11 protein-coding genes are annotated in these 12,760 nt (G+C 70.2%); 6 read left to right on the plus strand and 5 right to left on the minus strand.

Going from position 1 to position 12,760, the window contains the following annotated elements:
- The first annotated feature begins 6 nt into the window (after positions 1 to 6).
- On the plus strand, positions 7 to 1,257 hold the full coding sequence (locus tag FND50_RS16510; protein ID WP_144286387.1) for an alpha/beta hydrolase: 1,251 nt from the start codon (positions 7 to 9) through the stop codon (positions 1,255 to 1,257).
- Here FND50_RS16510 and FND50_RS16515 read toward each other — a convergent pair whose 3' ends face one another.
- Positions 1,258 to 1,851 (minus strand): DUF3000 domain-containing protein, encoded by a 594-nt coding sequence (locus FND50_RS16515; RefSeq protein WP_005240914.1) that lies wholly within the window; start codon positions 1,849 to 1,851, stop codon positions 1,258 to 1,260.
- Positions 1,852 to 2,012: 161 nt separating this feature from the next.
- Here FND50_RS16515 and hemE point away from each other — a divergent pair, with 161 nt between their 5' ends.
- Genes hemE through FND50_RS16535 form a run of 4 tightly spaced genes read left to right on the plus strand, consistent with a single transcriptional unit; the run spans position 2,013 to position 7,501 of the window.
- Positions 2,013 to 3,080, plus strand: coding sequence for a uroporphyrinogen decarboxylase (gene hemE / locus FND50_RS16520; protein ID WP_005263993.1), 1,068 nt, complete (start codon positions 2,013 to 2,015; stop codon positions 3,078 to 3,080).
- Positions 3,077 to 4,438: a protoporphyrinogen oxidase gene (locus tag FND50_RS16525; protein ID WP_144286388.1), complete on the plus strand. Its 1,362-nt coding sequence runs from the start codon at positions 3,077 to 3,079 to the stop codon at positions 4,436 to 4,438. Before hemE ends, FND50_RS16525 begins: the two co-directional genes overlap by 4 nt.
- A 4-nt stretch (positions 4,439 to 4,442) precedes the next feature.
- Positions 4,443 to 5,138 (plus strand): hydrogen peroxide-dependent heme synthase, encoded by a 696-nt coding sequence (hemQ, locus tag FND50_RS16530; RefSeq protein ID WP_005565724.1) that lies wholly within the window; start codon positions 4,443 to 4,445, stop codon positions 5,136 to 5,138.
- 14 nt (positions 5,139 to 5,152) lie between these two features.
- On the plus strand, positions 5,153 to 7,501 hold the full coding sequence (locus tag FND50_RS16535) for a molybdopterin-dependent oxidoreductase (protein ID WP_144286389.1): 2,349 nt from the start codon (positions 5,153 to 5,155) through the stop codon (positions 7,499 to 7,501).
- On the opposite strand, the gene msrB is transcribed toward FND50_RS16535, so the two are convergent.
- From msrB to FND50_RS16555, 4 genes are read right to left on the minus strand one after another with little or no spacing between them, the layout of a single operon-like run.
- Positions 7,461 to 7,898 (minus strand): peptide-methionine (R)-S-oxide reductase MsrB, encoded by a 438-nt coding sequence (gene msrB / locus FND50_RS16540; RefSeq protein ID WP_005264000.1) that lies wholly within the window; start codon positions 7,896 to 7,898, stop codon positions 7,461 to 7,463. The genes FND50_RS16535 and msrB overlap by 41 nt on opposite strands.
- 58 nt (positions 7,899 to 7,956) lie before the next feature.
- Positions 7,957 to 9,297, minus strand: a complete 1,341-nt coding sequence (locus tag FND50_RS16545; protein WP_144286390.1) for a glycosyltransferase family 87 protein — start codon at positions 9,295 to 9,297, stop codon at positions 7,957 to 7,959.
- A 34-nt stretch (positions 9,298 to 9,331) separates the two neighbouring features.
- Positions 9,332 to 10,897 (minus strand): alpha/beta fold hydrolase, encoded by a 1,566-nt coding sequence (locus FND50_RS16550; RefSeq protein WP_144286391.1) that lies wholly within the window; start codon positions 10,895 to 10,897, stop codon positions 9,332 to 9,334.
- Positions 10,898 to 10,911: 14 nt separating this feature from the next.
- Complete coding sequence (locus FND50_RS16555) at positions 10,912 to 11,700, minus strand: pyrimidine reductase family protein (RefSeq protein WP_144286392.1); 789 nt, start codon at positions 11,698 to 11,700, stop codon at positions 10,912 to 10,914.
- Between the two features lie 34 nt (positions 11,701 to 11,734).
- Between FND50_RS16555 and zapE the strand changes: the two genes are divergently transcribed.
- Positions 11,735 to 12,751, plus strand: a complete 1,017-nt coding sequence (zapE, locus tag FND50_RS16560; RefSeq protein ID WP_039950688.1) for a cell division protein ZapE — start codon at positions 11,735 to 11,737, stop codon at positions 12,749 to 12,751.
- The last annotated feature ends 9 nt before the right edge of the window (positions 12,752 to 12,760 follow it).

A 12,760-nucleotide genomic window follows, 5' to 3' on the forward strand; every position in this document is an offset into this window, starting at 1 on the left:
GGGGGTATGACCCGAGGCTTCGTTCTCCGGCAGGCCGTCGGCGCCGCACTCGCCGCCAACGCCCTGCGTCCCCTGCCCGGTGCGCCCACCTCGGTGGTCGCGTTCTTCTCGGGGTGGCTCACCACCGAACTCGCGCCGCACCTCCTCGCCGTGACCGCGGCCGACGCCGCCCAGCACGCCGCGCGTCACGGAACACGGACCCGAAGCGACCGCATCGGCCTCGCGCTGGCCGCCGCATCCGCCGCCGGGCTCGCCGCCGTGATCGCCACCGGCCGGGGCGCCGGAGCGGAAGCCGAATCCGCTCTCGTCGATACGCTCGGCGAGAACTACACCGACCGCGACAGTGCCATCGAACCCCCGGGGCGACCCGTGTGGCGGCAACTCCTCAACCCGTTCTGGATGCGCAACAAGGCGGTCACCCGGGTCCGCAACCTCGCGTACGGACCGGGCGGGCGCCGCGCCCGCCTCGACATCTACCACCGGCAGGATGTGCCGTCGAAGAGTCCGGTCCTCCTGCAGATCCACGGCGGGGGGTGGGTGATCGGGAACAAGGATCAACAGGGTCTGCCGCTCATGCTGGAGATGGCCTCGCGGGGGTGGGTGTGCGCGGCCGTCAACTACCCGCTGTCGCCGAAGGCGAAGTGGCCCGAACACCTGGTCGCGATCAAGCAGGCCCTGGCCTGGCTCCGGGAGCACGTCGAGGAGTACGGCGGCAATCCCGACTTCATCGCCGTCACAGGTGGTTCCGCGGGTGGCCACCTCGCCGCCATGGTGGGACTCACCGCGAACCACAGCCACCTGCAGCCGGGGTTCGAGGATGTCGACACGTCGGTCCAGGCGTGTGTCCCGTACTACGGCGTCTACGACTTCGCCGGCGACACCGGCATCAAGGCCGTCCTCCAGCGCGTGCACTCCGGACTGATGCCGATGGTGCTCGGCAAGCAGGCCACTTTCCCCGACGACTACCGGGCCGCGTCGCCGCTCGCGCACCTGCGGGCGGACGCACCGCCGTTCTTCGTGATCCACGGAACGAGCGATTCGCTCATTCCCGTCGCCGAGGCGCGGATCTTCGTCGATGAACTCCGTCAGGTGTCCGACAACCCCGTCGTCTACGCGGAACTGAAGGGCGCGCAGCACGCGTTCGACGTGTTCCCCTCGATCCGCAGCATCTCCGTCACACAGGCGGTCGGGCGATTCCTGGAATGGTCGCGCAGCGCCACCACCGACGTGCCCGCGGCGGGCACCGAATCGGCCTGACTACTCGTCGCCCAGCGTCCGCAGCTGCGACACCCCGGCGGGCGGCAGACCGGCCGCATACGCCAGGACCTCGCAGAACGCCTCGACGTGCGTGGCCAGTTCGACCGACGTCGCCGTCCACGACGCACGCAGTTCCAGCTGATGCGCATGCGGGGGACCGGCGATGTCGCCGTAGCGCACCGACGTCGTCGCGGTCACCGTCCCGCCGAGCGCGTTGAGCGGTTCGTGGCGCGACTCGAGTGCGTCGACGAGCCAGCTCCACGCCACCTCGGGAAGCAGGGGGTCGGACGCCACGGCGGCGTCGAGATCGGCCTGAATGTAAGCGACCAGCCGCATCGTGCCGTTCCAGGCCTCGTCGCCCTCCGGGTCGAACAGGAGGATCAATCTGCCGAACGCGTCACCCTCGCTCTGTTCGGCGACGACCCCGGTGTCCTCGTGCACGACCTCTGCGCCGACTGCGTAGCTGTACGGCGCCAGCCGTTGCGGGGGCCGGATGGGGCCCAGTTCGATGTCCGCGCGAACCTGCGCGGAATTCATCGCTTCGACCGCGGCGCGGAACTCGGCCGGTTCGGCGGGCGATCCCGAAGTCGTCACAGCTCGGGACGTTAGACCCGGACCCACACATCTCGTCGGAGGCGCGCCGAGCAGGGCCGATCGGCGGCGGAGTCCCGGCATGGCAGCATGAGAGCTGCCGAAATTCGAGCAGGCAGAGAGCGCGAGGACCGATGAGCGGGTTGGAAAGCACCAATGCAGGCATGAGCGAACGGGCGACGTACGCCGCGAGACGGGTACTCCCCGACGCACCCCTCCTGGCGGCCGCGGAAGGCCGTACCCCCGGCCGTCGCCCGGTGTGGTTCATGCGGCAGGCGGGCCGCTCGCTTCCCGAGTACCGCGAGATCCGGTCGGGGATCGGGATGCTCGAGTCGTGCTTCGATCCGGCACTCGTCTGCGAGATCACCATGCAACCCGTGCGCAGGCACGGCGTCGACGCCGCGATCCTGTTCTCCGACATCGTGGTGCCGCTCAAGGCCGCCGGCATCGATCTCGACATCGTCGCCGGCACCGGTCCCGTCGTCGCGAATCCGGTCCGGTCGATCGCGGACGTCGCCGCCCTGCCCCGTCTCGTACCCGAGGAAGTCGGAGCCGTCGCCCAGGCAGTGCAGCTGCTCACCGCGGAACTCGGCTCGACGCCGCTGATCGGCTTCGCCGGAGCCCCGTTCACCCTCGCCTCGTACCTGGTCGAGGGCGGTCCGAGCCGCAATCACGAGCGCACGAAGGCGCTGATGCACTCCGACCCTCGGACGTGGCACGCGCTGCTCGGCACCCTGGCCGATACCACCATCACCTTCCTGCAGACCCAGTTGCGCGCCGGCGTCGACGCGATCCAGCTGTTCGACTCGTGGGCCGGCGCGCTGTCCCTCGCCGAATACCGGGAGTTCGTGCTGCCCCACTCCGAGCGGGTGTTCGCCGAGGTGGAGAGCGCGAAGGTGCCGCGCATCCACTTCGGTGTCGGAACCGGCGAACTGCTCGGCGCGATGGGCGAAGCCGGCGCCGATGTGGTGGGCGTCGACTGGCGCATCCCCCTGGACGTGGCGGCGCGCCGGGTCGGCCCGGGCAAGGCGCTCCAGGGCAACCTCGACCCCGCGGTGCTGTTCGCGGGACCGGCGGCCGTCGAGAAGCAGGTCCGCCGCATCACCGCGGAAGCGGATGCCGCCCTCGCCGCCGGCGCCACGGGGCACATCTTCAACCTCGGGCACGGCGTCCTGCCCGACACCGACCCGGGCGCGCTGACCGCGCTGGTCGAGCTGGTGCACTCACTGTGACCGGGTCGTCGCCGAACGTTCTCGTCGTCGGCGGCGGCATCTCCGGGCTCGTTGCCGCGTACCGCCTGCGGCAACGGTTCGGCCCCGAGGCCCGGATCGTCCTCGCCGACGGCGCGGAGCGGCTCGGCGGCAAGCTGCGCACGGTGGACCTGGCGGGGGAACCCGTCGACGTCGGGGCGGAAGCCTTCATCGCGCGGCGCCCGGAACTGCCCGCCCTGCTCGGCGAACTCGGCCTCTCCGACCAACTGGTGCATCCGGCGGGTCTGCGGCCGCTCATCTGGTCCGAGGACGCGCTGCACCCGCTGCCGGCCGGCACCCTCATGGGGATACCCGCGGACGAGAACAGTCTGCGCGGTCTCGTCGACGACCGGACACTCGCGCGGGTCGCCGGGGAGCGGACGGTGCCCCTCGACTGGACACCGGGCGCGGACATCGCCGTCGGTGCACTGGTCGGCGACCGGTTCGGCACGCAGGTGGTCCAGCGGTCGGTGGATCCGCTTCTCGGAGGGGTCTATTCGGGTCTGGCGGACACGATCGGCGTCCGCGCCGCGCTCCCCGCACTCGCGGCGGCGCTCGATCGCGGCGCCACGAGCCTGTCCGCGGCGGTGGCGGACGCCCTCCCCGCCCCGACCCCCGGGCCGGTGTTCGGGGCGCTGCGCGACGGCTACGGCGTCCTGCTGCGCGCCCTGACGGAGGCCGCGTCGGCGGAGATCGTGCACGAGCGGATCCGGACACTCGCCCGGGACGGCGACGGTTGGTCGGCGGACCCGGTGGGCGCCGTCGACGGCGTCGTGCTCGCCGTGCCCGCCCCGCAGCTCGCCGACCTGCTCGCCGGCATCGCCCCCCGCGCGTCGGCGGCCGCCGCGGACATCCCGCTGGCTTCGTCGGCGGTCGTCGCGCTGGCGCTGCCGGTCCGGGTCGACCTCCCGCAGAACTCAGGGATCCTCGTCGCCACCGACGCCGCGCTCGGCGCGAAAGCATTCACCCTGTCGAGTCGCAAGTGGCCGCACCTCGCCGAGCGGGAGGTGACCCTCGTGCGGGCGTCGTTCGGGCGGTTCGGCGACGCCGCCGTCGTCGACGCACCCGACGACGAGCTGATCGCCGCGGCCCGGCGGGACCTCGCGACCCTCACCGGGGTGTCCGCGGAACCCGTCGCGGTACACGTCCAGCGCTGGCACGGCGGCCTGCCGCAGTACGGTCCCGGCCATCTGGGGCGGGTGGCGGTGATCGAGCAGGAAGTCGCAGGTCTGGACGGTGTGGAGGTGTCCGGAGCGCTGCTGCACGGGGTGGGTGTTCCCGCGTGCGTGGCCGCTGCGACGACGGCGGCTACACGGCTCGCGGGGCGAGTGGCACGATAGACCCATGGCACGCCTCGACTTCGACGCATTGAACTCTGAAATCCGCTACCTCATGTTCTCGGTGTTCCAGGTGGAACCGGGTGTACTCGGGGACGACCGGGAAGCTGTGATCAAGGAGGCGCGGATCTTCTTCGAAGGTCAGGCCGACAAGGGCGTCGTGGTGCGCGGGCTCTACGACGTGGCCGGCCTGCGTGCCGACGCCGACTTCATGATCTGGACGCACTCGGCGAGCATCGAAGCCCTCCAGGCCACCTACGCCGACTTCCGCCGCACCACCGCCCTGGGCCGCGCGAGCAAGCCGGTGTGGAGCAACGTCGCGTGCCACCGTCCCGCCGAGTTCAACAAGAGCCACATTCCGGCGTTCCTGGCCGGTGAGGACCCGGGCAACTACATCTGCGTGTACCCGTTCGTCCGGTCCTACGAGTGGTACCTGCTGCCCGACGACGAGCGGCGCAAGATGCTCGCCGACCACGGCATGGCGGCCCGCACGTACAAGGACGTCCGCGCCAACACCGTGCCCTCGTTCGCGCTCGGTGACTACGAGTGGATTCTCGCGTTCGAGGCGCCGGAGCTGTACCGCATCGTCGACCTGATGCGCGACCTGCGCGCCACCGAGGCCCGTCTGCACGTCCGTGAGGAGGTGCCGTTCTTCACCGGCCCGCGGGTGGATGTGGAGAAGCTGATCGCCGCTCTGCCGTGATCTGACGCAGCACCATGAATGACGCCGACGGGGCTCGCACCGCGCCCCGCTACCAGCACATGTCGCACTGGGGCATGTTCGAGGCCGAGGTCGCCGACGGAGACGTCGTCGCCGCCCACCCGTACACCGGTGACGCGCACCCGTCACCGGTGCTGGGCAACATCGCCGGGTCGGTCCGCAGCAAGGCGCGGATCACCGGCCCGGTGGTGCGCCGCGGGTGGCTCGAGAACGGCCCGGGACCCGACAGTTCCCGAGGGTCCGACGAGTTCGTGTCGGTCGACTGGGAAGAGCTGACCCAGCGGCTCGCGAACGAACTGCGCAGGGTCGTCGACACGCACGGCAACAGCGCGATCTACGGTGGTTCGTACGGCTGGGCCAGTGCGGGACGGTTCCACCACGCCCAGAGTCAGGTCCACCGGTTCCTGAACACCCTCGGTGGCTACACCCGTTCGGTGCACAGCTACTCGCTGGGCGCGACGGGCGTCATCATGCCCCGGGTGGTGGGCACCCACTGGAAGATGTTCGCCCGCTCCACGTCCTGGAAGATCATCGCCGAGCACACCGATCTCATGGTGTGCTTCGGCGGCGTCCCCCTCAAGAACACCGGCGTCAATCACGGCGGGACCAGCGACCACCCCACCCGCGACGCACTCGACGCCCTCCGGCGGCGCGGCGGGTCCGTCGTGTCGTTCAGTCCGCTGCGCGACGACGTGCACGGCGCCGCCGAACGGCACGCCCCGGTGCCCGGCACCGATGTCGCGATCATGCTCGCCCTCGCGTACGTCCTCGCCACGGAAGACCTGCACGACACGGCATTCCTGGGCAGCCACTGCGTCGGCTACGACCGCTTCGAGGACTACCTCCTCGGGCGTTCCGACGGCCTGCCGAAGTCGCCCGCGTGGGCCGAGCAGATCTCCGGCATCGCCGCCGCGGACCTGGTGGCCCTCGCCCGGCGGATGGCGGCGGGCAGGACGATGGTGACCGTCACGTGGTCGCTGCAGCGGGTCCGGCACGGTGAGCAGGCCCCGTGGATGGGGGTCACCCTCGCCGCGATGCTCGGCCAGATCGGCCTTCCCGGTGGTGGTTTCGGCCACGGCTACGGCTCCATGAACGAGCCCGGGCTCGCCCCCGTCCCGTACCCGCTGCCCACGCTTCCCCAGGGGCTGAACCCCGTCCGCGACTTCATCCCCGTGGCCGCGATCTCGGACATGCTCCTGAACCCGGGCGCACCGTTCGACTACGACGGTCAGCGGCTGACGTTCCCGGACATCAGGATGCTGTACTGGGCGGGCGGCAACCCGTTCCACCACCATCAGGACCTTCCCCGTCTGCGCCGGGCGCTGGCCCGTCCCGACACGATCGTGGTCCACGACCCCTACTGGACGCCGATGGCCCGGCACGCGGACATCGTCGTCCCGTCCACCACGTCGCTCGAGCGGGCCGATCTCAGTTGCACCCGCAACGACCCGTTGCTCGTCGCCATGCACGCCGCCGTCGGGCGGTACGCCGACGCGCAGGACGACTACGACACGTTCGCCGCGGTCGCCCGGAAACTGGGTGTCGGGGAGAAGTTCACCGAGGGCCGCTCGTCCGAGCAGTGGCTCGAGCATCTGTACGGGCAGTGGCGGGACTTCGTCCGCGCGGACGGCGGTGCCGCCCCGAGTTTCGACGACTTCTGGACGCAGGGCCATGTGCGGATGCGGACCGAGGACGACCTGATCCTGTTCGGCGACTTCCGAGCCGATCCGGTGAAATTCCCCCTCGCGACCCCGAGCGGGCGGATCGAGATCTTCTCCGCCGACATCGACGGATTCGGCTACGACGACTGCGCCGGGCACCCACGCTGGTACGAGCCCGAGGAATGGCTGGGCGGCCGCCGGGCACTGCAGTTCCCTCTGCATCTGATCGCCAACCAGCCGCGCACCCGCCTGCACAGCCAGCTCGACCACGGCGGCACCAGCCAGAAGTCGAAGATCCGGGGCCGCGAACCGCTGCGAATCCATCCGGACGACGCCACCGACCGCAGACTCACCGCCGGCGACGTCGTCCGCGTGTTCAACGACCGCGGCGCCTGCCTCGCCGGTGTGGTGGTGGACGACGGCGTCCGCCGCGGTGTGGTCCAGCTGGCGACGGGAGCGTGGTACGACCCTCTCGACGCCACCGACCCGGATTCCCTCTGCGTGCACGGGAACCCCAACGTGCTGACCCCGGACGTGGGCACGTCGTCACTCGCCCACGGCTGCACGGGCCAGCACGTGCTCGTCGAGATCGAACGCTACGAAGGCGAGCTACCGCCGATCCGGGCGTTCGATCCACCGACGATCATTCGCCGGTCGGTTCCAGGGTCAGCGAGATCGAATTGATGCAGTACCGCTGATCGGTGGGGGTGGGGTAGCCCTCGCCCTCGAAGACGTGGCCCAGGTGGCTGTGGCACGTCCCGCACACCACCTCGACGCGGCGCATACCCAGCGACGTGTCCTCGCGGAGGACGACGGCGTCCGAGTCGGCCGGATCGAAGAACGACGGCCACCCGCAGTGCGATTCGAACTTCTCCGTGCTGCGGAACAGCTCGGCGCCACAGGCCCGGCAGTGGTAGACGCCTTCCGTCTTCGTGTCGGTGTACTCGCCGACGAAGGGGCGCTCGGTACCGGCCTGGCGCAGCACCGCGTACTCCTCGGGAGTCAGTTTCTCGCGCCACTCGCTGTCGGAGAGAGCAACCTTCGGGGCGGATTGCGTGGGATCCTGCTGCTGCGAACTCATGGCTCCACGCTAATACGTTTCGTCGATTTCGGCCGCGACGCCCGGCGCGTGACGGGGCCTACGTTTTGGCGGTGGCCGACTCGACCTGCGGCTGCTCGTCCGGTTCCGGTTCCCGCGGCGAGATGTCGGGGGCGGCCTTCTCGTGCGGTTCGAGGAGGAACGCCGGGTCGATGCCCCGGTCGAGTCGCCCCTCGCGCCGCGCCGAGACGTAGCGGACGGTCAGCACACCGAAGACCACGAGCAGCATCAGGCTCCACCCCAGCGTGGTCTTCATGTACTCGGCGGTCCGGCCGGCCTCGATGAACCGGCTCGACAGCCAGCTGTCGTAACTCATGAACCCGTACACGGCCAGCCACGCCGGCCAGTTCCGCATCACCGAATTCTTCAGCACCACGGACATCAGGAGCGGGAACAGCATCATCGAGTAGTACATCTGGCCCAGCGAGCCGAGCAGCCACGACGCCGTCAGCAGAACCCCCGACGTGGTGACGACGAAGAACAGCTCGTCGTGGCGGTAGTAGCGGTAGAGCAGCCACAGGGAGCTGAGCACGATGACGGTGAAGACACCGCGCAGGGCCCAGATCAGGGCGGTGGGGAGGCCGTAGTACTTGCCGTTGCCGACGATCGCGCTGTTGAAGTAGTCGCGCGACTCCATCAGATACGGCACCGTGTGGCGCACGAAGTCCATCGGGTCAGCGGACAGCGGCCACGCGACGGCGGTGAGGATCATCGGGATGCCGATCGCGGTGACGAACACCTTCCACTGGCCGCGCACCAGAGGCAGCAGCAGGAGTGGGGCGAGGATCGGTTTCACCGCGAACGTCAGTCCGATGGCGACACCGGACCACATGTCCTTGCGCTTCATCAGCAACACGAGGAACGCGATCTCGCCGAGCAGAACCAGGCCGTTGATGTTGGTGAAGACGAGGGTGTTGGTGACGGTCTCGGAGGAGAACGTGGCGAGCAGCAGGATCGGGGCCGCGATGGAGTTCAATCCCAGGCCGAACAGCCGCAGGAGCAGGTACAACGCGATCACGATGGCGATCGCGTTGGCGATGATGAACAACCACCGGGACTTCTCGGGGTCGATCACCGCGATCGGCGCCATCAGCAGCGTGCCGGACGGCGGATACAGGTAATGCGGATCGACCCAGTTGAAGTTGGCGGTGTAGACGGGCCGCCCGTTGAGGAAGGCCAGCGCAGCGTTGTAGACCGGGCGGAAGTCGTCGGTGATGTACCCGTTGACCGCCTTGACGACCACTCGATGCAGCACTGTCATGACGGCGATCGGCCACAGCGCGAAGTTGATGACCTCGTTGGCAGTCCGCCCGGTGCGCGGTTCGAGTTGTCGAAGGAACACCACGGCACGGTACACCGAGAAGCTCTGACGTGCGGTCACGCACCCCCTGTGGGTGTCGGGCGGGCCACCTCGGCTAGGCGGGGCAGGCGCTGCCGTCCGGGGGCAGCACGCCGTCCGCGACGTAGGTGACGATCGACTTCTGCGCGCAGTCCGAATGGGTGGCGGGGTGGCCGCTGCCGTGCCACGTCACCGTCGCCGTCGCGGCGCCCGCGCTCGACACGGCCCCGGTCACCGTTCCCACCCCGGCGTTCCCGACGACCGGGTCGGCGGTGCCGCTCAGCACCAGGACCGGCAGCGTCAGCTCGCCGGGCAGGGCGGGCGGCGCGGTCGCGGGCCAGGAGGTGCACGCGAGCAGTCCGACGGCGGCGTTCGGGCCGAACAGCGGGAACCGCTCGCCCCACAGCTTCTGCAGTTCGCGGACCCGGTCGGGTGCGGGCCACTGCTGGCCGTCCGTGCAGCGGGTGATGAACTGGCCGTCGCTCTCGTAGGCCGCCTCGGCCTGCGCGACCGCCGCGAGGATCGGTGCCGTGTTTCCGGCGAGGGCGGCTGACACCGCATCGGACAGGGCGCGGACGCGGCCCTGCTGGTCGCCGCCCGCCGCAGCGAGCGACCCGGACACCGCGGTGAGGAGGGCGTTCGCGGAGACCCGCGGGATCTGGCCGTTCGCGGCGCGGGTGACGGCGGCGGTCATCGCGGCGCGGGGATCGGCGCCGAGGGAGCAGTTCAGGGCGGTGCACTGGCGGGCGAACGAGTCGAACGCCGCCTCCTGACCCGCGACCTGCTGCTCGGTGACGGTCGCGGCATCCACCGTGGTGACGGCGGGAGCGTCGAGGACGAGCCGGCCGACCCGATCGGGGTACTTGGCGGCGTAGCTGAGCGCGACGGCACTGCCGTTGCCGGTAGCGAGGATCCCGAGCGCATCGACGTCCCAGGTGCGGCGCAGTTCCTCGATGTCGTCGGCGGCGTGGGTGCTGTCGAACGCGAGTTCCTGCGGCTGCAGGTAGTCGGTGCACGCGATGGTGGCGTCGCGGCCCAACGCGGTCACCTTGTCGACCTGGTCACCCGTCCCCGGGTCGAACTGCCCGAGATTCGCCAGGCTGCTGCGGAGCTCCGGGGTGAGGCATTCGATCTCCTGCGAGGAGGCGATCCCGCGGCGGTCCACCGCGACCACCGGTCGCGTCGACAGCAGCGATGTCAGACCGCCGGTGCTCAGCGCTGCGAGCGTCGCGGTCGACGAGCGGTCCGATCCCGACGTGAGCACCAGCGGGGCCGCGTTCTCGGGGGTGTCGGCGAGTCGTGCCCGCATCGCACCCATCGTGAAGGAGCCGGGCAGGGTGCCGCTCTCGTCGACGGCCGACTCGTACGAGCCGCATTCGAAGACGAGCCCGGCCGGCGGTGTCGTTCCCGGGTCCAGGGCGCCGAGCGTGCTCTGCGTGCAGTCGGTCCACGCCAGATCGTTCTTCGGGGTCTGCAACACCGGCGGGGGAGCGTCGGGGTTCTCGGTCTCGGTCGCGGTGGGTTCGCTGCCGCCGCCCTCGCGTTCGACCGCCACGTGCGGCCGGTTGGACGGTCCGGCTCCGCACGCGCTGCACACCACGAGAACCATTGCGAGCAACACCGATCTGCGCATGGCGACCACCCTGCCAGGTTCCTCTACGGGCGGGGCAGCCGCACCCATCGGGTGAGGACGGTGCCGTCGGTGTCGGTGAGGATGTGCGCGGGAGTCATCGCGGTGATCCGGGCACCCGGCGAGGTGGCGACGCGACCCGCGGTCCCGCCGACGAGCACGGGTGCCGTGGTCAGGCAGACCTCGTCGACGGCGTCGTCCGCGGTCAGCTGCCCGAACAGGCTCGGGCCGCCCTCGCAGAGCACGCGGCGCAGTCCGAGATCCTCGAGGGCGGCGATCAGCCCGTCGCCGGTGATCTGCCCCTCGCCGGCCGTCACGATCCGCGCACCCGCGTCGGCGAGTGCCCGGACCCGCGCCGGGTCGGCGTCCGTGCAGGTGACGACGATCGGGGCCACCTCGGTGTCGGTGAACAGGCGTGACTGCGGGTCGAGGTGGGCGCGAGCAGACACGACGGCGATCGGCGGGACTTCCGGCATTCCCGACGCCACCCGGCGTCGCCTGCCCTCCGCGCCGACGCGCGCCCCGCCGTAGTTCTCCGCCCGAACGGTTCCGGCCCCGACCAGCACGACTTCGGCCAGCTCCCGCAGGGTCTCGAACACCAGCCTGTCCGCGGGTGTGCCGAGCGCCCCGCTGACGCCGTCGACGGAGACGGCGCCGTCGATACTGCTCACGAAGTTGACGCGCACCCACGGCCGCGGCGTCTCCGCCGGGTAGGCATACAGCTCGCGCAGCGCGTTCGCGGTCGATTCACTGGGCTCCTCCCGAGCGGGCGGACTGTCCGGTGTGAAAAATGTCGCAATATGTACACGGTGCATGTTGGTGATCACAACACGTGGATACCCTGCTTGTATGCATGCACGTCTTGTCGATCGCAGCCCCGTGGTACCGGCTGATCAGTTGGTAGCTCAGATGGTGCCCCCGGCCATGTTCGACGAGGTGAGCTTCGCGTCGTACATCCCCGATCCCGCCGAACCCAGCCAGGCCGCCGCGGTCCAGACGGCGGAGGAGTTCGCGAAGAAGGTCGTGAAGATCCGCAGTGGCGGGCGACGCGGCCTGTTCGGGAAGAAGACGCAGGCCACCGGTGCCGGTCTCTACCTCGACGGCGGTTTCGGCGTCGGTAAGACCCACCTTCTGGCCTCGATCTTCCACAGCGTCGCGTCGCCCAAGGCGTTCGGCACGTTCGTGGAGCTGACGCACGTCGTCGGTGCCCTCGGTTTCAACAAGGCCGTCGAGCAGCTGTCCGACCACAGCGTTCTCTGCATCGACGAATTCGAACTCGACGACCCGGGCGACACCATGCTGGTGTCCCGCCTGCTGTCGGAATTGTCGGCGCGCGGCGTGTCCATCGTGGCGACGTCGAACACGCTGCCCGGCCAGCTCGGCGAAGGCCGATTCGCCGCGCAGGACTTCCTGCGGGAGATCAAGAAGCTGGGCTCGATCTTCGAGACGATCCGCGTCGACGGACCCGACTACCGGCACCGCGACCTGCCGCCGGCGCCGGACCCGATCTCCTCGGAGGAGCTCGCCGAGCGCGCCGACAGCGTCCCCGGCGCCACGCTCGACGACTTCGACGCGCTGTGCAAGCACCTCAGCACGCTGCACCCGTCCCGCTACAACAAGCTGGTCGAGGGCATTCCGGCCGTGTTCCTGGACGGCGTCCACCCCGCCGAGGACCAGTCGGTCGCGCTGCGCCTGGTTGTCCTCGCCGACCGCCTGTACGACGCGAGCATCCCGGTCACCGTGGCAGGGGCCAAGCTCGACGCGATCTTCACTCCCGAGATGCTGTCCGGCGGGTACCGGAAGAAGTACCTGCGTGCCACGTCGCGCCTGCTGGCGCTGTCGCGCTTCGAGGTCGCCGCGAGCTGACGCAGCCCG

Origin of the sequence: Rhodococcus sp. WB9, from assembly GCF_007558985.1 — a bacterium.
GTDB classification, from domain to species: Bacteria; Actinomycetota; Actinomycetes; order Mycobacteriales; family Mycobacteriaceae; genus Rhodococcus_F; species Rhodococcus_F opacus.

Excerpts from the sequence above, each read along its gene's own strand:
- msrB (WP_005264000.1), bottom strand. The coding sequence starts at position 7,898 with ATGAGTTCGCAGCAGCAGGATCCCACGCAATCCGCCCCGAAGGTTGCT.
- FND50_RS16555 (WP_144286392.1), bottom strand. The coding sequence starts at position 11,700 with ATGCACCGTGTACATATTGCGACATTTTTCACACCGGACAGTCCGCCC.
- hemQ (WP_005565724.1), top strand. The coding sequence starts at position 4,443 with ATGGCACGCCTCGACTTCGACGCATTGAACTCTGAAATCCGCTACCTC.
- FND50_RS16535 (WP_144286389.1), top strand. The coding sequence starts at position 5,153 with ATGAATGACGCCGACGGGGCTCGCACCGCGCCCCGCTACCAGCACATG.
- zapE (WP_039950688.1), top strand. The coding sequence starts at position 11,735 with ATGCATGCACGTCTTGTCGATCGCAGCCCCGTGGTACCGGCTGATCAG.
- hemE (WP_005263993.1), top strand. The coding sequence starts at position 2,013 with ATGAGCGAACGGGCGACGTACGCCGCGAGACGGGTACTCCCCGACGCA.
- FND50_RS16510 (WP_144286387.1), top strand. The coding sequence starts at position 7 with ATGACCCGAGGCTTCGTTCTCCGGCAGGCCGTCGGCGCCGCACTCGCC.